This window comes from Collimonas rhizosphaerae, from assembly GCF_038896935.1.
Taxonomy (GTDB): Bacteria; Pseudomonadota; Gammaproteobacteria; order Burkholderiales; family Burkholderiaceae_D; genus Collimonas; species Collimonas rhizosphaerae.
This window is the reverse complement of the sequence record NZ_JBANDC010000008.1, coordinates 54,338-79,392: the sequence shown is the minus strand read 5'-3', so window position 1 is coordinate 79,392 and position 25,055 is coordinate 54,338. Positions and strand designations below refer to the sequence as shown.

At 62.4% G+C, this 25,055-nt stretch carries 20 protein-coding genes; 6 read left to right on the top strand and 14 right to left on the bottom strand.

Annotated elements, in window-relative coordinates:
- Nucleotides 1–142: 142 nt before the first annotated feature.
- From V8G57_RS12985 to V8G57_RS12945, 9 genes are all read right to left on the bottom strand, one after another.
- Nucleotides 143–328, bottom strand: a complete 186-nt coding sequence (locus V8G57_RS12985; RefSeq protein WP_120233877.1) for a rubredoxin — start codon at nt 326–328, stop codon at nt 143–145.
- Nucleotides 321–1,265: an alpha/beta fold hydrolase gene (locus tag V8G57_RS12980; protein WP_342829747.1), complete on the bottom strand. Its 945-nt coding sequence runs from the start codon at nt 1,263–1,265 to the stop codon at nt 321–323. Before V8G57_RS12980 ends, V8G57_RS12985 begins: the two co-directional genes overlap by 8 nt.
- A gap of 43 nt (nt 1,266–1,308) precedes the next feature.
- Complete coding sequence (locus V8G57_RS12975; protein ID WP_144740855.1) at nt 1,309–2,409, bottom strand: fatty acid desaturase; 1,101 nt, start codon at nt 2,407–2,409, stop codon at nt 1,309–1,311.
- Between the two features lie 14 nt (nt 2,410–2,423).
- A complete protein-coding gene (locus tag V8G57_RS12970) occupies nt 2,424–2,756 on the bottom strand; it encodes a phosphopantetheine-binding protein (RefSeq protein ID WP_144740858.1) in 333 nt (110 codons plus the stop codon).
- A 52-nt stretch (nt 2,757–2,808) separates the two neighbouring features.
- Nucleotides 2,809–3,783 (bottom strand): fatty acid desaturase, encoded by a 975-nt coding sequence (locus tag V8G57_RS12965; protein ID WP_144740861.1) that lies wholly within the window; start codon nt 3,781–3,783, stop codon nt 2,809–2,811.
- Nucleotides 3,784–3,798: 15 nt separating this feature from the next.
- Entirely contained in the window at nt 3,799–4,749 is a 951-nt protein-coding gene (locus V8G57_RS12960; RefSeq protein ID WP_342829746.1) for an acyl-CoA desaturase, read from the bottom strand.
- 3 nt (nt 4,750–4,752) lie between these two features.
- On the bottom strand, nt 4,753–6,636 hold the full coding sequence (locus V8G57_RS12955; RefSeq protein ID WP_342829745.1) for a fatty acyl-AMP ligase: 1,884 nt from the start codon (nt 6,634–6,636) through the stop codon (nt 4,753–4,755).
- Nucleotides 6,637–6,943: 307 nt separating this feature from the next.
- Entirely contained in the window at nt 6,944–8,023 is a 1,080-nt protein-coding gene (locus V8G57_RS12950; protein WP_342829744.1) for a Rieske 2Fe-2S domain-containing protein, read from the bottom strand.
- A 177-nt stretch (nt 8,024–8,200) separates the two neighbouring features.
- Nucleotides 8,201–8,908 carry an SDR family oxidoreductase gene (locus V8G57_RS12945; RefSeq protein WP_342829743.1) on the bottom strand — a complete coding sequence of 236 codons (708 nt, stop codon included), beginning with the start codon at nt 8,906–8,908 and terminating at the stop codon, nt 8,201–8,203.
- Between the two features lie 258 nt (nt 8,909–9,166).
- Here V8G57_RS12945 and V8G57_RS12940 point away from each other — a divergent pair, with 258 nt between their 5' ends.
- Nucleotides 9,167–10,885, top strand: a complete 1,719-nt coding sequence (locus V8G57_RS12940; protein ID WP_342829742.1) for a GMC family oxidoreductase — start codon at nt 9,167–9,169, stop codon at nt 10,883–10,885.
- Between the two features lie 10 nt (nt 10,886–10,895).
- On the opposite strand, the gene V8G57_RS12935 is transcribed toward V8G57_RS12940, so the two are convergent.
- Nucleotides 10,896–11,528 carry an ABC transporter ATP-binding protein gene (locus tag V8G57_RS12935; RefSeq protein WP_342829741.1) on the bottom strand — a complete coding sequence of 211 codons (633 nt, stop codon included), beginning with the start codon at nt 11,526–11,528 and terminating at the stop codon, nt 10,896–10,898.
- A gap of 243 nt (nt 11,529–11,771) precedes the next feature.
- On the opposite strand from V8G57_RS12935, the gene V8G57_RS12930 reads away from it, so the two are divergent.
- The 3 genes from V8G57_RS12930 (at nt 11,772) to V8G57_RS12920 (ending at nt 15,524) form a co-directional block, all read left to right on the top strand.
- Complete coding sequence (locus tag V8G57_RS12930) at nt 11,772–12,053, top strand: hypothetical protein (protein WP_342829740.1); 282 nt, start codon at nt 11,772–11,774, stop codon at nt 12,051–12,053.
- A gap of 53 nt (nt 12,054–12,106) precedes the next feature.
- Complete coding sequence (locus tag V8G57_RS12925) at nt 12,107–13,732, top strand: PA domain-containing protein (RefSeq protein ID WP_342829739.1); 1,626 nt, start codon at nt 12,107–12,109, stop codon at nt 13,730–13,732.
- Between the two features lie 94 nt (nt 13,733–13,826).
- Nucleotides 13,827–15,524 carry a YadA family autotransporter adhesin gene (locus V8G57_RS12920; RefSeq protein ID WP_342829738.1) on the top strand — a complete coding sequence of 566 codons (1,698 nt, stop codon included), beginning with the start codon at nt 13,827–13,829 and terminating at the stop codon, nt 15,522–15,524.
- Here the strand turns inward: V8G57_RS12920 and V8G57_RS12915 are convergent, their stop codons facing one another.
- The 4 genes from V8G57_RS12915 to ahpC all read right to left on the bottom strand — a co-directional run bounded on the left by V8G57_RS12915 (nt 15,525) and on the right by ahpC (nt 21,724).
- Nucleotides 15,525–17,981, bottom strand: a complete 2,457-nt coding sequence (locus tag V8G57_RS12915) for a phosphocholine-specific phospholipase C (protein ID WP_342829737.1) — start codon at nt 17,979–17,981, stop codon at nt 15,525–15,527. It lies immediately after the preceding gene.
- A 217-nt stretch (nt 17,982–18,198) separates the two neighbouring features.
- Nucleotides 18,199–19,236 (bottom strand): isocitrate/isopropylmalate dehydrogenase family protein, encoded by a 1,038-nt coding sequence (locus tag V8G57_RS12910; RefSeq protein WP_342829736.1) that lies wholly within the window; start codon nt 19,234–19,236, stop codon nt 18,199–18,201.
- A 226-nt stretch (nt 19,237–19,462) separates the two neighbouring features.
- Nucleotides 19,463–21,058, bottom strand: a complete 1,596-nt coding sequence (gene ahpF, locus V8G57_RS12905) for an alkyl hydroperoxide reductase subunit F (protein ID WP_342829735.1) — start codon at nt 21,056–21,058, stop codon at nt 19,463–19,465.
- Nucleotides 21,059–21,160: 102 nt separating this feature from the next.
- Nucleotides 21,161–21,724, bottom strand: coding sequence for an alkyl hydroperoxide reductase subunit C (gene ahpC / locus V8G57_RS12900; RefSeq protein ID WP_092396014.1), 564 nt, complete (start codon nt 21,722–21,724; stop codon nt 21,161–21,163).
- A gap of 447 nt (nt 21,725–22,171) precedes the next feature.
- On the opposite strand from ahpC, the gene V8G57_RS12895 reads away from it, so the two are divergent.
- Nucleotides 22,172–24,256 (top strand): bifunctional 2',3'-cyclic-nucleotide 2'-phosphodiesterase/3'-nucleotidase, encoded by a 2,085-nt coding sequence (locus tag V8G57_RS12895; RefSeq protein WP_342829734.1) that lies wholly within the window; start codon nt 22,172–22,174, stop codon nt 24,254–24,256.
- Entirely contained in the window at nt 24,253–24,996 is a 744-nt protein-coding gene (locus V8G57_RS12890; RefSeq protein WP_342829733.1) for a tetratricopeptide repeat protein, read from the top strand. Before V8G57_RS12895 ends, V8G57_RS12890 begins: the two co-directional genes overlap by 4 nt.
- The last annotated feature ends 59 nt before the right edge of the window (nt 24,997–25,055 follow it).

The following is a 25,055-nucleotide window of genomic DNA, read 5'->3' as shown; positions in this document are numbered from 1 at the left end:
ATTTCTAGTGGTATCGATGACAACCTGCAAGCTGACTGGCGGCGTTCGGAAATCTTACCGCCGCCGCAGGATTCCGGCACCCTGTCAAAGTTGATAGGTTCCCATGCGGTTGTGGCAACGCTATTGGTGCAACTGGTGCAGCTTAAAATTCCACCATGGTGAAGTCCTCTTTCTTGACGCCGCACTCAGGGCAGGTCCAGGTGTCCGGGATATCGTCCCAGCGCGTGCCGGGCGCCAGGCCTTCGCTGGGAGCGCCATCCTTTTCCGAATAGATCCAGCCGCACACCAGGCACATCAGTGTCTTGAATTCAGTTTCTGTTTCAGTCATTGCTAGGTTCCAGGCTAGTTGAGGTCAGATGGGATTCGCTGATGAAGCGGGTGATCAGTTCCTTGACCGGGGCGGCCGACAGTATCCGGCTATGCCCCAGGCCAGAGGTCTGTTCCAGGCGCACGTTTTTCAGGCTGCGCATCAGCCTCTGGGCCTCGGTCAGCGGCACCACCGGATCATGCTCGTCGTGCACCACCAGCACCGGCACATCCATGGCCGCACCCAGCACGCTGATATCCCAGTGGCTGACCGGGACGCCGTTCTGCACGTGCAGGCGGTCGTAGATCTTGCCGATCACGGCCGGCGGCAGCTGCTGGCGCTGGTTGCTCGACCAGCGTTCCAGCACGGTGGAAAGCGACACCGGGGCGGCAATCAGCACCATGCGCTTGACGGCTTCCGCATGCCTCGGGCTGGCGTGGGCGATGGCGGCCACCGAGGCAATCGAACCGAGCGAGTGGCCGACCACGATCTGCACGTTGTCGAGCGACTTGATGGCCGCGCCGACCGCTTTGACAAAGCGCGTCATGGTGGTCTTGTTGCCGGCCGATTCGCCATGCGCCGGTGCATCGAACGACGCCACCTGGAACCCGAGCGCCAGCAGCGGCTTGACGAAACCGATCATGCTGCTGCTGTCGGAGCCCCAGCCGTGCACCAGCAGCACGGTAGGGCCCTGGTTTCTCCAGAGATAGCCGTGGCGTACGTCTTCATTGCCGGCGATCTCGAAGGTTTGCGCGCCCAGCGGCATCCTGAACAAGGTGCGGCCGCCTTTCGAGCGCGAACGGCCGAAGGCGTCGGCCGCAATCCGTCCGGCCAGCCCGGGCGCCAGCATGCCGCCCAGCTGGTAGCCCGCCTTTGCCAGGCTGGCGCCGATGCCGAGGGCCGGGGCTGCCGCCGGCTGTTGCGACAGCGGCGGCGATGGTGAAGTGATGTCAGTCATATCGTCAGATCCTGCGGTTGGCCCGGCGAGGGTTGATGAAGGATCAGGTATTCGGAACCGAGGTGGCGCCGCCGTTGACCACGGCACGCTGTTCCGCCGAATCCTTGTAATAACCAGAATCGAGATCGTAGAAATGGCAGTTCTTTATGACCCACAGCAAGTCGCCGAAGCTGAAATTCTTTTCCCTGATCATGCCCGGATAAGCCTGCTTCAACGCCGTCTGCGCTTTCTGCAGGTTATAGAACGGCACCACCGGCGCCACATGGTGGGCGGTATGGATAGAGATATTGTGGGTCAGGAACAGCAGCCATTTCGGATAGCGGTAGTCGGTGGTGACCAGCATGCGGCTAGCGTTCGGCGTCCAGTGTTCCGAGGTCAGGAACGGGATGTCGGCCGAGGTGTGGTGCATCAGCGTAGTCACGCTGAACCAGGTATGGATCGCGATCCACGGCGCAAAGAACAGCAGGAAGAAGCCTGCGATGCCGGTAAAGTAGATGAGCGCCGAAAAATACACAATCGACGCCAGCACGACGAAAGCGATCGAACGTTTGACATCGCTGCGCATGTCCTTCTTCGGGAAAAATCCTGGACGAAAGCCCGACACGATCCAGTAATTGATGGTGCCGGCCCAGAACAGCCAGGTCCGGGTGCCCATGTAGACGAAGCGCTGGCCGAACGACATGCGTTTGTACATGTCGCGCGGGATCGGCCGCCAGTCGGTATCGAGCTCAAGGTTGTTGGTGTGGAAGTGATGCAGGTTGTGCACATGCTTCCATGAATAGAACGGATACAGCAGCGGCAGCAGCGACAGGTGGCCGATGGCGATGTTGAGCTTCTTGTTGCGCGAGAACGAATTGTGCCCGCAGTCGTGCGCGATGCAATGCAGGCCCCATCCGCCCAGCCCGGCGACGATGTACAGGGGGATATAGAAGCCCCAGTGCGGCGCATAGGCGACGCCGACAATGGCGCCGATATACAGCGCATAGCTGATGAAGAAACCGGCCAGGCCGCGCCAGGCTTGCGGTTCGAAATACGATTTAGGGATCGCTTCGGCCAGGCGGGCGCCTTCCAGGGTCTTGCTCTTGTCCAGGAACGCCTCGAATTCGGGTCCCGGCGATGAAGGGTAACTAGTTGCGGACGGCATTGATTTCTCCCAGATTATGCGATGGCGTTGAGCCCGAGTTCGGTGGCCAGGTGAGCGCTCAGCTCGTCGATGCTTGGGTGTTCGAACAGCAGCGCCGGCGACAGGCGCTGCTCGACCAGTTTTTCCAGGTCGCCGGAAACCCGCACCGCGACAATCGAATCGAGGCCGTACAGCTCGAACTTCTTGGCGGTGTCGATTGCGCTCGGGTCGACCTTCACCTGCTTGGCCAGCCGCTTGACCAGCCACTGGCGGATCACTTCTTCGCTTAACGGCTCATTGCTTTGGACTTCCTCTCCGCCTTTGCGGAAGAAGCCGAACAGGCCGCCCGACTTGTTTTCTTGAGACATGGTTTCTCCTGGGATGAATGTGAATCAGATATGTGTTTGAGTTTTGCAGCGTTCAGCGGGCGCGCATCCGCATCTTTTCAATCGCTTTTTCGTCAGGCGAGCGCAGGTTCCAGACCACGCCGATTTTTCCCAGCCCGGCCAGCAGCCAGCCGCTCAGGTCCGGCTCCCACCATTTCACGCCGTGCCGGTACGATCCCGGGAATGCATGGTGGTTGTTCTGCAAGCCTTCGCCGAAGGTGAGGATGGCGACGGTCCAGTTGTTGGCGCTGTTGTCGTCGGTCTTGAACGGTTTGCCGCCGATCATGTGGCACACCGAGCCGACGCACCAGGCAGCCTGGTTGGCCAGGAAAATCCGCGCCAGCCCGCCGAACAGGAAACCGCTGAACGCCGCGTCCCAGGTGCCGCCGACCGCGCCGCCGATGGCCGCCGGCAGCGCCAGGCCGAGCACGATCCAGAGGCCGTAGGTGCGGTGGTAGAAGAACAGCTTGCGGTTGGCGAGGATATCCGGGGCAAAGAAATTCCAGCCCGACACGTCCCTGGCCAGCATCCACGGCATGTGCGCGTACCAGATGCCGCGCAGGCGGCCGAGCAGCCCCGGGCCGTGCAGGTTGGGCGAATGCGGATCGCCGTGCTGGTCGCTGTAGGTGTGGTGGCGGCGGTGGGTGGTGACCCAGAACATGATCGGCCCCTGCGCCGCCATCGAGCCGCTGATCAGCAGCAGCCCTTCGAAAAAGGGCGAGGTGCTGAATGTCTTGTGCGCCAGGTAGCGATGGAAACCCATCGTGATGCCGCCCATGTGGAGGAAATAGAAGACGCCGAACAGCACCACGTCGATGGTCGACATGCGCCCTTCCAGCGCGCGCTGCAGCGCCACCGCGAAGCCGGCCAGCGGCACCAGCATGACCACCAGCGCGGTGACCTGCTTGATGGTGGCGCCGGTGCCGGTCAGCGGTGCGACGCCCGGCCTCAGTGCAGGACCGGCGGCGCTCGCCGGCTTGGGAGGTAAGACATTGGTTTGCGTAGTCATGGCGTTTTCCCGACGTTAATCGTTATTGAAAAGTTTCTGGTCCAGCGGATCGGCGCTCTGGCGTTGCCGGATATCCCATGCCAGGCCGACCAGGCCCAGGAAGCGGATCACCCAGGCCGTGGTGTCGATCTGCCAGAAATGGAAATCGTTGTGCGCCAGCGCCGGATTGGCGTGGTGGTTGTTGTGCCAGCCGCCGCCGGCGGACACCAGCGCCAGCCAGCCGATGTTGCCGCTGGTATCCCTGGTCTGGTTAGGCCGCTTGCCGAAGGTATGGCCGATCGAGTTGACCGCCCAGGTCACCTGGTCGAGCAGGAAGATGCGGGCAAGGCCGCCCCACAGCAGGCCGCCCACCGCGCCTTCGATGCCGCTCAGCGCAGCGCCGGCCGCGGTTGGTATCGCCAGGCCGAGGAACACCCAGATCAGGTAGTGCTGGTTGACGAACAGCACCAGCTTGCTGCCGAACAGGTCCGGCACGTAGCTGCTCCAGTTGCTGCGCTTGACGGTAAACAGCCAGCCCACATGGCCGTGCCACAACGCCTTGATGCGCCCGCGCAGGCCGGGCGACAGCACCCGCGGCGAATGCGGGTCGCCGTCCTGGTCGGTGAAGACGTGGTGCATGCGGTGCGTCGCCGCCCAGAACAGGATCGGGCCTTGCGCCGCCATGCAGCCGAGGATGCCGATGGCGGCGGTCACGACTGGTCCTGCCTTGAAGGCACGATGCGAAAAGAAGCGGTGCAATCCGCCCTCGACGCCGAACGAAGTCAGGAAATACATGACGCCGAGCAGCACCATGTCTTGCTGCTTGAAGCCGAACTGGATCGAATACCAGAGCGCGGCGATAAAACCGACGGCAGGTGTCAGCACCGTCAGGTAAGCCAGCCTGCGCGCCTTGGTGTCGCCGTCCCTGAGCGCTTGCACTTTCTCGCCAGGTGCTGCCGCCACCGCTGGAGTTTTGGTATTGGTCACTGCTCACCCCTGTTGGAAAAGTGTGGTGCTGTCGGTTTCGGTTTCGGTTTCGGTTTCGGTTTCGGTTACCGCTACCGTTGCCGATGGCGCGGGACGGGCCTTGGCGTACGCCAGCGAGCCGGCATTGAAGGCGTCGCGGCAGGCGCTGCGGCGCACCTTGCCGCTGGTGGTCAACGGAATCGTCGATACCGGCGCCAGGTGCACGGTGTGCGGCGCCAGGCCGTGGCTGCGGGTGATGGCGGCGGCAATCGCGTCTTCGACGTTCTCCAGGTCTTCGCCGCTGAGCTTGGCTGAACGCAGGATCTCGGCCACCACTACCAGCTGTTCCGCGTCATCCCGGGTCACCGAGAATGCCGCCACGCCGTTGGTGCGGATCGCCGGGTGGCTGGCCTGGGCGGCGGCTTCGATGTCTTGCGGATAGAGATTGCGGCCGGCGAAAATGATGACGTCCTTGATGCGGCCGGTGATATACAGCTCTTCATCGAGCACGAAGCCGAGATCGCCGGTGCGCAGGTAGGGGCCGTCCTGCGGGTCGCCGCCAATAAATGCATTGAATACTTCGGCGCTGGCTTCGGCCTGGTTCAGATAGCCCTGCGCCACGCTGGCGCCCTTGAACCAGAGTTCGCCGACAGCGCCCGGCGGCAACTGTTGCAGGGTATCGGGATCGACCACAGCCATGACGTGGCCGCTGGCCACCGTGCCGCAGCTGATGACTGCAGCGGCGGGCGCATCTGTGCCGGCTGGGCGGGCCAGGCCGCAGGCCAGCGATTCCTGGTCCAGCAGCAACGTCCGGGGCGTGGCGTCGCGGTCCGATTTGCCTGAAATGAACAGGGTGGCTTCGGCCAGGCCATAACACGGCACAAACGCCGCGCTGGAGAATCCGGCCGCTTTGAATTTTTCCGTGAAGCGGTCAAGCGTGGCTTGCCGTACCGGTTCGGCGCCGCAAAACAGCATCTTCAGCCTGCTCAGGTCGAGCTCGGCGATTTCTTCCTCGGTAATCGTATCGACGCACAGGTCGAGTGCGAAATTGGGCGCCACCGAAGTGGTGGCCTGGTGCGTCGACAAGCCTTTCAGCCAGCGCAGCGGGCGCTGCACGAAATGCGCCGGAGTCATCACCACCAGCGTGAATCCGCTGTAGATAGACAGCAGCAGCGCGCCCATCAGGCCCATGTCGTGATAGGGCGGCAGCCAGGTAAAGCCGATATGTTTTTCCGCCGACCCCAGCCGGATGTCGAGCACGCGGCTGTTGCTGATCAGGTTGGCGGCGGACAGGATCACGCCCTTGGGATTGCCGGTGGAGCCGGAAGTGTATTGCAGCAGCGCCGGAAACTGTGCGCCGCTGCGCGCAGCGTCATCCGCCTGCGCAGGTATTTGCTGCGTGTCCTGCGTCTCGAAAAAATCGCTGCCGACAAACAGCCATTCAGGAACATTTCCTTCGGCGGAGAGCGAAGCATTGAGGCGGTCGACCGAGGCCTGCAAGCTGCCTTCGGCGATCACCAGCTGCGCATTGCAGTCGTTGCAGATGCTGGCGAAGCGCGAGACGGCGCGGGTCCCGACCGGCGGAAACGACGGCACCGCGGTGGCGCCGGCCTTGAAAATGGCGAACAGCGCCGTGACGTAGTTCAGGCCCGGCTCCAGCACCAGCAGCACCCGCGCGCCCGGCGCCAGCTGCTGTTTGAGCTGGCGGGCCAGGCGGGCGGCGCGCAAGTCGAGTTGACGATAGGTCAATTCAACGATGTCGTCTTCGCCGTTTTTCAGGAAACGCAGAGCGACCTCGTCCGGCGTTGCCGCGGCGCGCCGGCGCAGAATCGCGTCCATGTCGATATCCTGCGCGGCCAGTTCCTGAACCAACAATGCCGCTTCGCTCATGCTCAAGCTGGATGTCATTCGATACTCCGTTATTTGATTGCCGGGGAAACGCTGCGCTGCGCGGCGAGGGCAGGCCGGCGTTGCGCCGTTGTACACGGCCGCTCGATCTACGAGACGACTATATGGATTACGTTGTGCCGTGTCTGTTGCGGCGGCGGCCAATTTGATTGCTGCGCGAGACAATTTGCTGCAGCGCACTGTCGTACGTATATCGATGTGCACATTATTCATATGGCGCGGAGCGGAGCCATGCGCTCCTTGCCATATCGACGCCGGATTACCGAACGAACTGTCGATACCCGGCAAGCCTGCCCTGCCGCAATAGCTAGACGACTTCGACGCCGGCTTCGCCCATCCTGCTATCTACGGGCGTCGCGTTGCGCAAGTCGAATTCAACGATGCCCCGCTCGCGCACGCCTGCCTCCTGCAGCCGCAGGTCGGCCAGCATGCGGCGCGCAGCCGCGGCGGCCTGGTCGACCGCGAGGTGGACGATGGGTGCGCTCTGTTTCCAGTTCTGCTGCAGGTGTTCGGTGACGTCCTTGTCCTCGAGCACGGTCTTGACCACTTCTTGCAGGATCATCTGCGTCAGCGGCTGGTTGTCGAGCGCAAAATCACGATGCATGCCGACCCAGATATGGCTGCTGTCGACCGTTTCAGGCGTGAAAATCGACGTGGTGAACAGGCGCAGCGCGATGCCGTCCGTTTCGCCGGGCGCGCGCGCGGTGGTTTCGACCCGCGTGTTCCCGACCGGCCAGAAAATCACTTCCTGGGTGCGGTCGATATAGTCGAGCCCCATCATTTTCCTGAGCAGCGGCGAATTCTTTTCCTTGCGCAGCACCCGGCTCACACGCACTTCGCGCTCGCTCACGGTGATAGCGGGCGGCGTTTCGGCCACCGCTATCGAACTGATGGTTTCCGTATGCACGTAATTGATATGGGTCAGGTCGAGCAGGTTGTCGATCGCCAGGCGGTAATCCGTCAGCACGTGGGTGTAGCACATTTCACCGGCGAACTGCGCCGAGCTGCATACCGAGTGATCGGGAATCAGCGCCTCGTCGGAGAGCGCGGGTTCGCCCATCCACAGCCACACGAAGCCGTATTTTTCGGCGGCCGGATACGTCTTGACGCAGGCGCGCTGGGGAATCAGCTGCTGGCTGGGGATGTGGATGCACTTGCCCTTGGCGTCGAACTGCAGGCCGTGATACCAGCAGACCAGCGTGTCGCCCTGGAGCCGGCCTTTCGACAGCGGCACCTGGCGGTGCGGGCAGCGGTCCTCGAGCACCGCCAGCGTACCGTCCGAGGTGCGGTACATGACGATGTTTTCGTTCAGGATTTTGCGAGCGAACAATTCGGTCTTGATTTCAGACGACAGTGCGGCGACGTACCAGGAATTTCGAATCAGCATAGTGCGCTTTCCAAGTTTTTTGTGGCGCGGCAGCTGCGAAACTGAGTGCGCAGGCGTGCCGGTCCCGGGCCGTACGGCAAGTGCAGTACGGCCGGTAGGCAAACGGCGGCGGTTTTGTTTCGCAACAGCCTCGGTGTTGTGAATGCGAGGCTTTGGTTGAGAGAGCTTGCGGTGGTCTTATTTACTCCATTCCCGTACGTAGATGGGAAGTTCGGCGTTCAATTCCAGTTTTACCTTTTTCGTGATGTCGTCGCTCAGGACTTCTTCGCGGCCGAGTTCGATGGCTTCCAGCGTTTGCCGGACTACCTCTTCCGGGCTGGTTTTCGGGCCTTCGACGTGCTTGGCCATGTCGGTGTCGATATAAGCCGCATGCACGGCGACCACCAATGTGCGGTTGCCCCGCAACTCGTTGCGCAGGCCGTTGGTCAGCGCCCATGCGGCGGCCTTCGACGCGCAATAGGATCCGATCGGCGGCAGGTTGAGCCAGCTCAGCACCGACAGCACGTTGACCATGGCGCCGCCGCCGTTCTCGTGCAGGACCGGCGCAAATGCCTGGGCCATGGCCAGGGTGCCGAAGAAATTGGTTTCCAGCTGCCGGCGGCTGGCTGCGGCGCCGTTCTCGCCGAGGAAGGCGCCTGGCGCCAGGATGCCTGCGTTATTGATGAGTATATTGGTGTCCGCGGCGATCGTCGCCGCAGCCAGTACCTCGTCCGGATTGGTGATGTCGAGCTTGATGGTCTGCACGCCCGGTATCGAGATCGTTGCCGGATCGCGCGCGCCGGCATACACCTTCCTGGCGCCGGCGGCCAGCAAGCCGTGCACGAACGCCAGGCCGAGGCCGCGGTTGGCGCCGGTCACAAAAACTACAGAACCTTTGATATTCAATTCATTGCTCCTTTGTGTGGTCGCTGACTGGCGAGGTTGTACGGTCAGTCAAACCTTCGGAGTGACTATAGGTACTTAAGCGGTCCATGTATGTTGCGCGGGCGGCCAATTTTATTGCTGGCCGGGACAATCGCGCGGCGTAGATCTTGTCGGGTATCGATTGTCTCCGTCAGCAATAAAATTGGCCGCCGACGCAACATACACAGCTGCGCTTAGTACCTATAGTTTCCTGCCGGTTTGGCATCAACGGGAGATTCAATGGACCACGACATGAGCACAGGATCGAAGATCGACGAACTGGAGCGCGCAGCGCTCAGCGGCAGGATCGGCCGCCGCGATTTTCTTGCGCGCTTGCTTGCGCTCGGCGTCAGCGCCAGTTCGGCCAGTTTGCTGGCGATGCATGCCGAGGCCGCCAATCGCAACCAGGCCGCCCAGCGCGCGGCGCTGCGCGACGAATATGACTATATTATCGTTGGCGCCGGTTCCTCGGGATGCATACTAGCTAACCGCATTTCGGCCAGCGGCGCTTCGGTGCTGCTGGTCGAGGCAGGCGGCGCCGACATCGACCAGCCGAAGATAGCGCAGGCCCAGCTGTGGCAGCAGAACCTGTTCAGCGATACCGACTGGGGACGCACCAGCATCCCGGAGCCGGGCCTGGGCAATCGCCGGCAGGCGGCGTCGGGAGGAAAAATCTGGGGCGGATCGGGCAGCATCAACGCCATGATCTGGCTGCGCGGCGATGTCCGCGATTACCTGCACTGGGCGGAACAAGTCGGTCCGGAATGGAACCTGCCGGCGCTGCATCGCGCCTACCTGCGGCTGGCGACGCCGCTGCCGAACGCACGCCCCTTGCGCTCGCCGGCCGGCACCGGCCCGATCACCTTCGGCCGCTATGCGCCGCAGCATCCGCTGACGCCGGCTTACCTTGCCGCCGGACGTGAATTCGGCCTGGGCGAAATCGAACTGAATGCGGGCGGTTTGCTGGACGGCATCGGTGTCGCGGAAGTAAATGCGACCGCGGACGGCCGCCGCTCGGGGCCGGCGCAAGCCTACCTGGTGCCGGTGCTGACGCGTTCGAACCTGACGGTGCTGTCAGATACGCTGGTGACCAGGCTGGAGCTGCAGGGAGACAGATGCCACGGCATCAACGCCATCGTTGACGGCGTGCCGAAGAAAATTACGGCCACGCGGCAAACCATCCTTTGCGCGGGCGCTTTCGAATCGCCGAAATTGCTGATGCTGTCGGGAGTTGGCTGCGCCGACCAGCTTGCACCGCTTGGCATCCCGCTATTGCATGAGATGCCCCATGTCGGGAAAAACCTGCAAGACCATATCCTGCTGCTGAATATCCTGTTCAAGTCGCAGGCAGCCTTGCCGCCGCCGATATCGAACGGCGCTTCCGCGTTCGCCTACTTCAGCAACCGGTCGCGCCTGTGGGCGCCGGATGTCCAGGTAATGTGCCTGCAGAGCCCTTTCCTGACCAATGCCTTGCCGGTTGGCGCCGGCTTCAGCATTGCGCCCTTCCTTGCGAAACCGCGCAGCCGGGGCACCGCCAAGCTGGTCAGCGCCGATCCGCGCAAGGCGTTGCGCATCGATCCGCGCTACCTGCAGGAACGGGTCGACCAGGACAACATGATCCTCGGCCTGGAGCGCGCCATCGACATCGGCAACAGCCGCGCCCTCAAACCGTTCTCGGCGGGACTGAGCACCCCGTCCGTGCTGAATACGCGCAGCGAGAAACTGGCGTTCATCGCGCAAAACGGCGGCGCCGGTTTCCACTATGTCAGCACCTGTTCGGCCGGCGGCAGTCCTGACAACAGCGTGGTGGACGCGCGTTTCAGGGTATGGGGCGTCGAGCGGCTGATGGTGGTCGACGCTTCGGTGATCCCGGAGGTGACGGCGGTCAACACCCACGTAGCGACCATGATGCTGGCGGAGCTTGCTGCCGAACAGCTGGGCATGGCGCCGCAGGTTTAGGGATTTGTTTTCAATCCCCTAAATCTATCAACGCTGCCAGCGGCACTCCCTCCGGCGCTTCGTAAAGCGCTATCACCCAGGCTTGCGCCGGATCGGCCGCGGCCTGGTTGAGCGTCTTGACGACAAAGTTGATGGACGCCTTGTCCAGTCCGGCAAACGGATCGTCCAGCAGGTTGAGCCGGGCGCCGGCGGCAAACGCCGCCGCCAGCCAGACTTTCCGTTTGCTGCCGGTGGACAGCATGAACAGCTTCTTGTCCAGGTGCGGTGTCAGCGACAAGCCGTCAGCCAGGCTGGGCAGCTGCGTTTCGTCAAACCCCGGATACGCCGCGTGCAGCGATGCGAAATATTCACGCGCCGTCATCTGGTCGAATTCTTCCGAGCGCGGATCCATCCAGAATACCTGCCGCCGGTAGCGCTCCGGCTGTCCGGCCAGGCATACCCCATCGATAAACAAGCTGCCGGCCTGGGCCGGCAGCGCCCCGGCCAGCAAGCGCAGCAGGCTGCTCTTGCCCCGCCCGTCGCCGCCGCGCACCAGCGTCACGCCGGCAGGAATGGCGGCCGACCAATCGCTGAACAATTCCCGCTCGGGATAGTGGAAAACCAGGCCGGTGGCCTGGAGGATGACTGTGGAGGGCTGTTTCATCGGTGTGCTTTTCAGGTTTCCATGCGGTGATGTTTGTACCGCGATTGTAGAGGAAAGCATTTATGTATAAATAATTTGCCGGTCCATGGCCCTTTTTTTTATCTTGCGTGGCAACCCAAATGAGAATCAGAGAAAGAGTCTCGTCGCCGTGATGCGCGGTTTGGTACGAGATCCATCCGTAAGAACCGGTATCACCTACCATTCCCGCAGGAACAAGCAAGGCCTCATAAAGGAATCTCGGCAATGAATATGCATACCAGGTACACATGTAGCGGTTTGTTCGTCTTGTCGCTGGCTCTCGCAGCAGCAGCATCAGCAGCGGCGGCAGACCAGCCTGCCGCCCCGGCCAACGCTCCCAAGGCAGGTCCGGCAACCCAGAACCAGGCCAAGCGCCCTGGCGACGGCGTCGAGATGGTGGAAACCGCGCCTTCGCCGCTGGTCGCGGTGAAAGGAGCGGACGGCCGTGTCGTCGTGCAGCACTCCAATGACACGGTAGCGCCTGAGAAGAAAAACGAGGTGCGCTGATGAGAAACCTCGCTTGCAGTGCCGGACTTGTCGTCCTCCTTGCCGGTATGCCGATGGCGCACGCCGCTGATTTTGTCCTGGTCAACCAGGATGCGCCCGGGGCTGGCTTGAATGACCTTACCGCGGCAGCGCCGGTGGGCGGCAATCCGGGCAAAACCCTGGGCGAACAACGCCGCCTGGTCTATCAGTTTGCGCTCGAAATGTATGGCGCGCTGCTCAACAGCGCGGTGCCGGTGCGAGTGCAAGCGTCGTTCGCTTCGCTCGGCCAGAATGCCGCCGGCAACAATATCCTGGGCCAGGCCGGTCCGATCAGCAGCTATCGCGATTTCGCCAATGCTCCGCTGGCCAATACCTGGTACAACGCCGCGCTGGCCAATGCCCTGCGCGGCGCCCAGAACAATCCGGGAAAAGACGATATCCAGTCGCAGTTCACCACCGACATCGATATCGGCGGCGCCGGCCAGGGCTGGTATTACGGGCTGGACGGCCGCACGCCGAAGGGACAAACCAATTTCCTCGACGTGGTCACCCACGAAATCGGCCACGGTCTGGGTTTTACCGGCGACAATTCCACTGTGCGCGCCGCGGCAGACCCGAGCCGGATCTACAACCGCTACATGCGCAGCGCCGGCGGACTCGACTGGAATGCGATGAGCGACGCCCAGCGCGCCGCCGCCCGCATCAGCGACAACCTGGTATGGACCGGGCCGCAGGTGACGACGGAAGTGCCGGTCAAGCTGCAGCCCGAAATCGCCCTGCACATCTCGGCGCCGGCCGCGGCGGCCGGTTATAACCCGTTCGCCACCGCGGATTTCGGTTCGCCCGCCAGCAGTGCGGCGTTTACCGGCAGCCTGGTGCAAGCGACCTATACCGACGCCGGCAACGTCATCCATACCGACGGCTGCCTGCCGGTCACCAACGGCGCGGCGCTCGCCGGCCGCATCGCCCTGATCGACCGCGGCGTCTGCAATTTCTCGCAGAAGACGCTCAATGCCCAGCAAGCCGGCGCGGTAGCGGTGGTCATCGCCAGCAACAAGCCTGACGCGCTGGCGCCGATGGCCGCCGGCGACGCCAACGTAGCGGCGCAGATCACCATCCCGACCGTGCTGGTGACGCAGGCGCTGGGCAACCAGCTCAAGGCCAACCTGCAAGGACTGGCCGCGGCAGGCATCGGACCCTATGCGGACCGCCACCTGGCTGCCGTGCTGGCGGATGGCGTGGACGCCAACGGCCAGGCCGTGCGGCGCGTCAAGCTCTACGCACCGCCGGGATTCTTGCCGGGGTCGACCATTTCGCATTTCGACCAGCTGACGGTGCCTACCGCCTTGATGGCGCCTAGCGCCAGCGCCACCGTGATCGCCCAGGCCGACCTCGACCTGACGCCGGCGCTGTTCATGGATATCGGCTGGAGCGTCAACCGCGGCCCGCTGAGCCTGCTCGATTGCGCCACCAATGTGCCGATCTCCTCCCCGGGCGGCCTGATCCCCGGCGCCAACGCCTTGACCAACCTCAAGCTGTGCGCCAAGACCTCGGCCACCGTCGGCGACTATCGCGACTGTACCGGCCGCTACGTGCAATCGCGGCTGGAAGCCAAGCTGTTCAAGCCGGCGCAGGCGCAGAGCCTGAAGATGTGCCTGGTCGGCAGCAAGGCCGACGCGCAGTTCGCAGCCTGGCACTGACTCCTACCGTCCTTTACTCTAGCCTTGGGAATTTCCGATGATGAATAACCGCAAATGTGGAAGAGACGGCGTACCTGGTTTTGCGCTGTTGCAAATGAGTGTGTGCATTGCTGCGCTGGGCTGGCTGCCGGTAGAGGCCGGCGCACAGGTTGTACCTGCGTACTTTCAGGCTAAAGGCTTGAACGACGGCACCGATGACGCCAAGGCCACGGGCGTCGACGCCGTGTCTGCCGGCAGCAGCAGCGTGGCCTCGGGCGCCCAGGCGACGGCCTTGGGCACAGGCGCCCTGGCCAGCGACGACAACACTACCGCTGTGGGAGCTTACGCCGCGGCCGCCAAGGCCAACGCATCGGCTTTCGGCGCCAACAGTTTTGCCGGTGAGACCGGCAGCACGGCGCTGGGAGCGAACGCCAATGTGTTTGACGTCAACGGTACGGCGGTAGGAGAGTCGGCGCTGGTCAACGGCAAGAACAGCACCGCGCTGGGCCGGCTGAGCCGGACCAACAGTGACAACAGCGTGGCGCTCGGCGCCAATTCGGTGGCCGACCGCGCCAATACCGTATCGGTAGGCAGCACGCAAAGCGTGACCGACGGCGCCGGCGTCGTCACCGCGCCGTTCCAGCGCCAGATCACCAACCTGGCGGCAGGCACGGCGGATACCGACGCTACCAATCTTGGACAATACCGCGCCGTGGTGTCGGCGCTGGGCGGCAACGCTTCCATCAACGCTGCCGGCGGCCTGGTCGCGCCGTCTTATGTGATCCAGGGCGTGGCTTCCTCCAAAGTCGGCGATGCTTTCTCCACCGTCGATGTCTGGATGACCGGCATGCGTTCTTCGTTCACCACGCTCAATACGCAAGTGGGCGTGATCGACAACCGGGCGACCAAGCTGGAGCAGACAGTAGGGTCCGGCAATACGGGCGCCACCGGCAGCAACGGCGCCGCCGGCAACCCGCCCCAATACAATAGCGGCGGCACCGCCCTGGTGCTGAATGCCAACGGCGGCAACGGCACGGTGATCAATAACGTCGCCGCCGGCACCGCGGCTACCGATGCGGCCAACGTCGGCCAGCTGACCGACATGCAGAAGGCCCTGGTGTCCCTGTTCAACAGCGGCGCTTGCCGTGTCGGCGCCGGCGGCGGCATTGCTTGCGGCAACGGCGTCAGCGCCAAGGGCGCCAATGCTGTCGCCCAAGGCAACAACGCCAGCGCCGATAGCGACAACACGGTTGCCGTCGGCGCTGGCGCTACCGCCAGTTTTGCCGGCTCGGTGGCAATCGGCGCCGGCGCCAAGGCGATTGCGGATCCGGCCACGGCGGTCGGCAACAATGCGATCGCCAGCGGCAACAATTCGGTTGCGCTGGGCGCCAATGCAGTGGCTTCCGCTTCCAATTCGGTAGCCTTGGGACAAGGTTCGGTTGCGGCGCGGGCCAATACGGTGTCGGTCGGTTATGCCGGCGGCGAGCGCCAGGTCAGCAATGTCGCGGCGGGCACCGAAGGCACCGACGCCGTCAACCTCAACCAGATGAAGGCGGCGGCGCAGGATACGCTGAACCAGAGCAAGAGTTACGCTGCGCGCGCCACGGCGCAAGCGATGGCCATCCCGCATGTGTATATGGCGCGCGGCGACAGCAGCGGCATCGCAGTCGGCACCGCCAGCTATGGCGGCTACGGCGCGCTGGGGGTGGCTTTTGCTTCCAGCGTTTCGCAGCATACGCAGCTGGCGGTGGGCGCCAGCGCCGCCAACGGCGGCAAGATGGCGATCCAGGGCAGCGGCAGCTTCTCCTGGTGATCAGGCCACTACGGTGAAAACGACTGGCCCGGCCAGTTGTTCCGCATAGGCGTCGTTGGCAAGGAACCAGGTTTTGTACGAGCCGGGCGCAAGCTTGCGGATATCCAGGGTGACCTGGCCGCTGAGCGAGGATGCGTATTGGTACACGCTGTAGGTTCTGTAGCCTGCCTGGTCGGGCACCGTGCTGCTTAACGGGAAAACGCCGATCCAGTTGCGGCTGTTCAGTTTCTGGATCGGCGTGCTGTAGTCGAAGACGATCGTGCCGCCCTGGCGTACGACCGGCGTTGATGTCGACAGTCTTGACGGCGCCACGACGCCGATCTGCGGATCGGTCCATGCCGGCCAGGGACTTTCCACGTGGCCCGCCAGCCGGCGCCAGAAGCTGGCGTCGGTATCGGCTTTCACGCTGAAGTCGTACCAGCCCTTGGCAGCCCACACCGGCATCGGTATGCTCAGCGCCTGTCCGGCAGCCACCGTATAGCGTCCCGGCACCTTGGCGAACGGACCGGAGTTGTGCGTGACGGTGAAGGTGCAGGGTTTGGATCCGGCCTGGTTGGACAGTGTCAGCATCAGCGCGGCGCGGAAAAAGTCGTCGTGGGCGCGCACCTCGGGCGAGCCGTTGTTTGCGTTCAAGAAGCTGCCGCGCATTTCCCTGAAGAATCCGTTTGGCCCGTGCACGCGCAGTTCGTAGTCATTGCTTGCCCAGTTGCCGATACTGGCTTCAGGCAGGCTCTTGCCCGCTTCGACTGCGTAATGCCACGGCCCGTCGGTGCGCAGGTTCGAGTAGGCGATGAACGCCGCGCCGCTGCGGCCGGTGTTGCCGAACCTTAGCGTCAGTTCCCGATGTCCCGAGGATGCCGCGATCTTGCCGTCGACACTAAGCTGGTACGGCAGCGGGCAGGCGGGACGCGGCCTGCGGTCGGTTTCTTGCAGCGGCAGCGTTTGTTGTACCGGCGGAACTGCATCTACCGGCGAATTCACTTCGTGATAAGGCGGCGCCGGCGTGATCTGCGGCCATGCCTTGTTGGGATTCTTGAAATCGAACGCGGACGTCAGGTCGCCGCACACTGCGCGGCGCCACGGCGAGATGTTCGCGCAGCTGACTTTTTCCCTGTCGAGGCCCTTGCCGGCCGCCAGCCACTCCTCAAGGAAGCGCAGCACCGAAGTATGGTCGAACAGCTGGGAACAGACGCGCCCGCCTTTGCTCCACGGCGAAATCACCATCATCGGCACGCGCGGCCCCAGGCCTTTCGATTCCTGGCTGTAGAGTTCGCCCTTGGTCGGATCGGCCAGCGTGGTCAAGCCTTTGTCGGAATTCAGCGGCGGCATGTTGACCGGCACGTGATCGAAAAAGCCGTCGTTCTCGTCGTAGTTGATCAGGAAAACCGTTTTCGACCAGACTTCGGGATTGCTGGCGAGCGCATCGAGCAGGCGCGATGAGAGATCCTCGCCGGCATTGGGCGAGGCTTCGGGATGTTCGCAGTATTCATACGGAGCGAAGATCCACGATACCTGCGGCAAGGCCGTCTTGCCGTCGACGCCGTCGATGTCGCGCTTGAATGCCTGGACCAGCAGGTCGCCCTTGGTGCCGGCGGTGTTGCCTGCGGTCGAGCCAGGGATCAAGGCCCGCCCCTTGAGATACAGGGGCGAGGTCGGTTTTAACCTGCTGCCGTCGCTTTCGACGCGGAACTGCTTGAAGTAGGCAAGGTAGTTATCGCCGTAGTTATCGAATTCCTGGTAAGCCTTCCAGCTGACGTTGTTGGCTTCCAGCACCTCTGCATAAGTCTTCCAGTCCGGCGCGCCGGCAATGGTTGCGGGGCTGATGTCGTCGTTGTTGATATCGCCGTTGTAGATCGGGCTGGCGTTGTAGAGGCTGCCCTGGTTCAGGCCGGTGATATTGTCGCCGGCGGTGCCGGACAAGGCGTAAAAGCGGTTGGGATCGGTCGGCCCGAAAATAGAGCAGTGGTAGGCGTCGCAGATGGTGAAGGCATCGGCCAGCGCGTAGTAGAAAGGCAGGTCGCCGCGGTCGAAGTAGCCCATGGTCTTGGCTCCCTTCTTTGCGATCCAGGCGTCCCAGTTCTTCCAGGTGTTTTCGGATCCTTTCCAGCTGTGGTTCAGGCCGACCTTGGTGGCGTTGGTGCCTTGGGCGTCGAAATGATAGGGCAGCACGTAGGAAGCGCCTGCCGGCGTTGGCTGGTACCAGACCGGCTTGCCGCCGGGCAGGGAAATGGCGCGCGGATCGCCGTAGCCGCGCACGCCGGCCAGCATGCCGAAGTAATGGTCGAACGAGCGGTTTTCCTGCATGAAGATGACGACATGCTCGACGTCTGCAATCGTGCCGGTGCGGTTGTTGGCGGGCACGGCCAGCGCTTTCTGGATTGCATCGGGAAGCGCGAAGGTGGCGCCGGCTGCGGCTGCGGCGCGCAGGAAATTACGTCTCGCTCTTGAATCCATCATCGTCCCTCAGTTGGCTCAGTTGATCTGCACACCAGGATTGATTTGAGCGCATCGCCTTGGCCGGATAGGCAAGGTTGCGCATCAGCGGCGTTGAGTCTAACGGGGGTTTGTTACTGCCTGATGACGGTGCAGGGGGCGCTGCGCGCCAGCGGTGCATGCTGGCGGCAGGATTGGATCTCAGATGAAAGGAAGATCAGGGTTCGACGAGTATTGCAATTCAGGCGGCCTGCAGCCTGCGTATGATCGCTTCGGTGAATTCGCGGGTAGATGCCTTGCCCTTGAGGTCGCCGGTAGCCACATGGTCTTTGTTGAGCGTATCGGTGATCGCGGTGCGCAGGCGCAGCGCCAGGTCCTTGTGGCCGACGTGGTCCAGCATCTGCCCCGCTGCCAGCAGCAGGGAAATCGGGTTGGCGATGCCCTTGCCGGCGATGTCCGGCGCCGAGCCGTGCACCGCTTCGAAGATCGCGCAGTCGTCGCCGATGTTGGCGCCGGGGGCCATGCCCAGGCCGCCTACCAGGCCGGCCATCTGGTCGGACAGGATGTCGCCGAACAGGTTGGTGCACAGGAGCATGTCGAACTGCCAGGGATTGAGCACCAGCTGCATGGCGCAGGCATCGACGATCATGTCGTTCATCTGTACCTTGCCTTCATATTCGCGTGCGATTTCGCGCGCGGCTTCGAGGAAGATGCCGGTGAGCGCCTTGAGGATGTTGGCTTTGTGCACCACGGTGATTTTCTTGCGGCCGTTCTTGAGCGCGTATTCAAAGGCGAAGCGCGCAATCTTCTTGCAGGCCTCGCGCGTGTTGATGCCGGTGGAAACCGCTACCGCGCGCGGATCGTCGCCGACCGGGATGTAGTACTCGTGCGCGACATAGAAGCCGCCGATGTTTTCCCGCACCAGCACGATGTCGATGTCTTCAAAGCGGCCCGGCACGATGGTCACCGCCGGCCGCACATTGGCGTACAGCTGGAATTCTTCGCGCAGGCGCACGTTGGAGGAACGGAAGCCCTCGCCTATCGGCGTGGTCAGCGGGCCCTTGAGGGCCAGCTTGTTCTTGCGGATGCTGGTCAGCGTGGCTGCCGGCAGCGGATCGCCGGCGCTGGTGACGCCGGCCACGCCCGCCTGCTGTATGTCCCAAGAAAACGGCGACCCCAGCGCCTCCAGTACCTTGACCGTGGCTTCGACTACTTCAGGGCCGATGCCGTCGCCGGGAATCAGCGTGGCGGGGATTTGCTTAGGTATTGGGCTATTCATGGAATCCTCTTGAGAACACATTCATGGAACGGGACAGTGAGACCGGCAATATTAGCACCGCGAAGCTTTCGGACAGTTTACAAAGGCGTCGCGCAGGGGGAAGCCCCGCGGCATTGCTGTCGCGTTGCGTTTCAAACAGACATGGGAGCAGAGGAGCCCGCCGTAGCGTTTTGTGCCAGCCGCGGAACCGGGCTGGCGCAAAACGCTACGGCAGGTTGATTACTTCTTAGGCAGCGACACTTTCGGCTGCAGCGGCGACATCTTCTTCATCCGACACCGAACTGCGGATCAGGTGGTCGAATGCGCTCAGCGATGCCTTGGCGCCCTCGCCGACCGCGATCACGATCTGCTTGAACGGTACGGTAGTGACGTCGCCGGCGGCGAACACGCCCGGGATCGAAGTCTGGCCCTTGGCGTCGACTTCGATTTCGCCATGGCGCGACAAGGCAATCGTGCCCTTCAGCCATTCGGTGTTCGGCACCAGGCCGATCTGTACGAACACGCCTTCCAGCTCTACCGTGTGCACTGCGCCGGTCTTGCGGTCCTTGTAGACCAGGCCGTTGACCTTCTTGCTGTCGCCGGTGATTTCGGTGGTTTGCGCCGAAGTGATCACAGTGACGTTTTTCAGGCTGTGCAGCTTGCGTTGCAGCACGGCGTCGGCGCGCAGCTCGTCGCCGAATTCGATCAGCGTCACATGCGACACCAGGCCAGCCAGGTCGATCGCCGCTTCCACGCCGGAGTTGCCGCCGCCGATCACCGCTACGCGTTTACCTTTGAACAGCGGGCCGTCGCAGTGCGGGCAGTAGGCGACCCCGTGGTTGCGATATTCGCGCTCGCCCGGCACGTTGATTTCGCGCCAGCGGGCGCCGGTGGCCAGCACCACGGTCTTGCTCTTGAGCGAGCCGCCGTTGGCGAGCTTGATTTCGATCAGCTTGCCCGGCACCAGCGCCGAGGCCAGCTGCACGTTCATGATGTCGACTTCGTAGCTCTTGACATGCTGCTCCAGCGCGGTGGCGAACTTCGGTCCTTCGGTTTCCTGCACCGAAACGAAGTTTTCGATCGCCAGCGTGTCCAGCACCTGGCCGCCGAAGCGCTCCGACACCACGCCGGTGCGGATGCCCTTGCGCGCTGCATAAATCGCAGCCGCCGCGCCGGCAGGACCGCCGCCGACGATCAGCACGTCGTAAGGCGCCTTGGCGCTCAGTTCGACCGCCTTGCGGGCGCCGGCGCCGGTATCCAGCTTGGCGAGGATTTCTTCGACGCTGGTGCGGCCCTGGCCGAACACTTCACCGTTGAGGTAAGTGGTAGGCACCGCCATGATTTCGCGTTTTTCCACTTCGTCCTGGAACAGCGCGCCGTCGATGGTGGCCTGGCGGATGCGCGGATTGATCAGCGCCATCACGTTCAAGGCTTGCACTACTTCCGGGCAGTTCTGGCAAGACAGGGAGATATAGGTTTCAAACACATAATCGCCATCCAGGTTGCGGATCTGCTCGATCACGGCTTCGTCCAGTTTCACCGGGTGGCCGCCGACCTGCAGCAGGGCCAGCACCAGCGAAGTGAATTCGTGGCCCATCGGAATCGCGGCAAAGCGGATGCCGGTATCGACGCCTGGGCGGTTGATGGAGAAAGACGGCTTGCGTTCGTTGTCGTCGCTGCGCTCGATCAGCGTGATGCGATCCGACAGCGTCGCGATTTCCTGCAGCAGCGATTGCAGTTCACGAGACTTGTCACCGTTGTCCAGCGACGCAACGATCTCAATCGGTTGCACGATTTTTTCCAAATAGCTTTTCAATTGGGTTTTGAGATTTGCATCCAGCATGGCGGTTCCTTGCATTCGTGACGATAAATTGGGGTACTGCTTGGGGGGATACTGCGGGTCCGGACCCTGTTCGGGACCCGGACCGTGAAACACTTGCGGGTATTAGATCTTGCCGACCAGGTCCAGCGATGGCGTCAAGGTTGCTTCGCCTTCTTTCCACTTGGCTGGGCAAACTTCACCTGGGTGCGATGCAACGTATTGCGCTGCCTTGACCTTGCGCAACAGTTCCGAAGCGTCGCGGCCGATGCCGTTGTCGTGGATTTCGTACAGCTTGATCAGGCCTTGCGGATTGATCACGAAAGTGCCGCGCAGCGCCAGGCCTTCTTCTTCGATCAGCACTTCAAAGTTGCGCGACAGGGTTGCGGTTGGGTCGCCGACCAGCGGGTAGTTCACTTTCTTGATCGCGTCCGATGTGTCGTGCCATGCCTTGTGGGCGAAATGGGTGTCGGTCGACACGCCGTAGATTTCCACGCCCAGTTTCTGGAATTCAGCGTAGTTGTCGGCCAGGTCTTCCAGTTCTGTCGGGCAGACGAAAGTGAAGTCAGCCGGGTAGAACACGAATACCGACCACTTGCCCTTCAGGGTTTCCTGGGTGACCGGCACGAACTTGCCGTGATGGAGAGCAGTTGCAGAAAATGGCTTAACTTGGGTATTAATCAAAGACATAGGGTTTTCCTTACTAAGGCTGGGGTTGAAGAAATCTAGGTAGCAACGATAAACCAGGTTGGTTCATTTGTATAATTGATTTAATTTTGTGTTTCGATCCAAAATAACTATCGATAACGGGTGAAATCCTCCTTTGGATACGGTTTTGCCCTGGTAGAAATCATACTTTCAAGGCAATCAATAGAAAAGCGCCAGAAATGAATGGACGTTTTACCGGGCAATAAGTTTAAGCATCTTGCCCGGATTCGTCATGCCGAGATCACGGTTGTGGAACAAAACCCTGCCGCCGCGCAAGGTGCCGGCGTATGTAACGTAATGTAATGATCAGGAAATATTTCCAAAATATAATTTCCGCCCGGAACGCCTCAAAAAGCGCGTAACAGTGGCGCCAGCTTCTTATCAAGACAAGCCCCGACAATATTTCCGAAAGTTCCCATGCATAAAAAGATGTGTCTGACCGCCCTCGCTGCCTTGGCAGTTTCCGCCTGCGGCAGCAACGGCAGCAGCAACCTCGGCGTCAATAATCCCGACAATGCGATTCCCGAAGGCACGGTGCTCAAGCTGGGACTGCTGGAGACTACCGACATTCACCAGAACGTGCTGAGCTACGACTATTACGGCTTGAAGGCCGACACCAGCCTCGGCCTCGAGCGCACCGCAACCCTGATCAAGGGCGCGCGCCAGGAAAATCCCAACAACCTGCTGCTGGACGACGGCGATGTCATCCAGGGCACGCTGCTCGGCGATTACCAGGCGGTTGCCGCGCCGGTGACCTGCAGCGGCACGCTGGCGGTGCACAAGGTGATGAACGCCCTGAAGTACGACGGCGCCGGCATGGGCAACCACGAATTCAACTACGGCCTGGATTTCCTGAGCCAGATCACCAATACCGACTTCGGCGTGCCGGGCGTGCAAAAAGGCAGCAGCTGCGGCGCGCCCAACTTCCCGCTGGTGTTGTCCAACGTGGTCGGGGTGTCGTCCGACAAGCCGATCTTCAATCCCTATGCCTTGATCGCCAAGCAGTTCACCGCCACCAAGCCTGACGGCGGCAGCATGAACGTGGCGCTGAACGTCGGCATCATCAGCTTCGTGCCGCCGCAGATCATGGACTGGGACCAGAAAAACCTGGCCGGCAAGGTGATGGTCAACGGCGTGCAGGAATCGGCGCTCAAATATGTGCCGGAGATGCGCAGCAAGGGCGCCGACCTGGTGGTCGCCCTGTCGCACGGCGGGCTGGATGCTTCGCCTTACAGCCCGAAGATGGAAAACGGCAGCCTGTACCTGGCTACTACCGGCATCGACGCCTTGATGCTGGGCCATTCACACCTGATTTTCCCGCAAGCGCGTGAAACCGGCGCGCCGGCCATCGACGCTTCGCTGGCAGCCCTGCCGAGCACCCTGGTGGATACCGGCAAAGGCTTGGTCAACGGCATTCCGGCAGTGATGGCGCAAAGCTGGGGCCGGCGCCTGGGCATCATCAAGATGGTATTGAAATACCAGGGCGGCAAATGGGTGGTGCAGAAAGACCAGACCAGCGTCGAAGCGCGCGGCTTCAAATATGCCGACGGCAAGACCAATATCGACGCCGATCCTACGATTGCACCGCTGGTCGCCGCTGAACACCAGGCTACCCTGTCTTATGCCACGCAGCCGCTGGGCACCACGACCGATTTCGAGATGTCCGCCTACTTTTCGCTGGTGGGCGATGTCAGCGCGATCCAGATCGTCAACCAGGCCCAGATCGACTATGTGAAAACCTTCCTCGCCAGCTCCACCGATCCGGTGCTGGCGAGCTACAAGTCGATCCCGGTGATTTCCTGCAGCGCGCCGTTCAAGGCCGGCCGCAACGGTCCGACCGACTTTACCGACGTCGCTCCGGGCGCGTCCGCAGCAGCCCCGTTTGGCCTGCAGGTACGCAATCCAGGCGATCTGTACTTGTACGGCAACAACAACCTGCAGGCAGTGAAGATCAAGGGCTCCGATTTGAAAAACTGGCTGGAAACCGCGGCCAAGCAGTTCGCCACGATCAATCCGGCCAGCACCGGCGAGCAAGACCTGGTGCCGTCCTACTCGACGATTTTCAACTACGACGTGTTCTATGCCGAAAACAACGCGATGCAGTACCAGATCGACGTCACCAAACCGGCCGGCAGCCGCATCGTCAACCTGACGTACGCCGGCAAGGCAGTCGCCGATACCGACGATTTCATCGTCGCCACCAATGACTACCGCGCGGGCGGCGGCGGCAACGTGCCGGGCATAGACGGCAGCAAGACCATCATCAAATCGCCGGACGCCAACCAGGCGGTGGTCAGCGCTTACCTGAAAAAACAGGGCAAGGTCACCAATGCGGCCAACGGCAGCGGACAAAGCTGGAGTTTCGTCAAGGTGAGCACGCAGGGGCCGGTGATCTTGCGCTCTGCGCCGGGCAAGCTGGCGGTGGCGCAAGCGCTGGGTTTGGGCCGGGTAACGGCGGAAGGCGCGCTGGACGCCAGCGGTTTTGCCAAATACGCCATCGACCTGAGCAAATGATGGTTATCAAAAAACCGTTGGCGATAACGCTCTTGCTGCTGGCCGCGTCGCTGGGCGCATGTACCAGCGAGGTAGTGCCGGACAATGCACGGATCGAATCGGTCGGCATGCTTGCCCTGCACGGCCGCCAGCCCGGCGCGATTGCCCAGCTGCAGGCCTGGGCCGCGGCTGGCCGGCCGGTGGCGCAGCGTGAACTGGCGCTGGCGTTGGCGTCTATGCCCGACCAGTCCGCGCAAGCGGGCGCATGGCTGCAGAAAGCGGCGGTAGCCGGCGACCCGGAAGCCCGGTTCCAGCTGGCCCAGGCTTTTTACCAAGGCAACCTGGGACTCAAGCTTGACCAAGCCCAAGCCTGGAGCTGGTATGAGCGTGCCGCCGCGTCGGGCAATGCAAAAGCCAGCTTCATGCTGGCCCGCATGGCGAAATACGGCGAAGGCGTGCCGCGCAACCTGCAACTTTCGGCCACATGGCTGCTGGAAGCCAGCAAGCAGGGCAACGCGCAAGCGATGTTCCTGCTGTCGAACGCCTATGCCGCGGGCGAAGGCGTAGAGCAGAATCCGCAGCTGGCCCGCGTATGGCTGGAACGTTCGGCCGAGGGCGATTTCCCGGTGGCGATCCAGGCCCTGGCCATGAGCCTGGAGAGCGGCGGCGACCAGCACGGCGAGCGCGATCCCGTGCGGGCGCGCCACTTGATCAAGGAAGCCACCGACGAGCGCAGCATGCGCTGGAATAATTACCAGTAACCGCTGCAGGCCGGGCGCTCCAGGACGCCCGGATTTCTCCCGTACCTATCCTCATATCC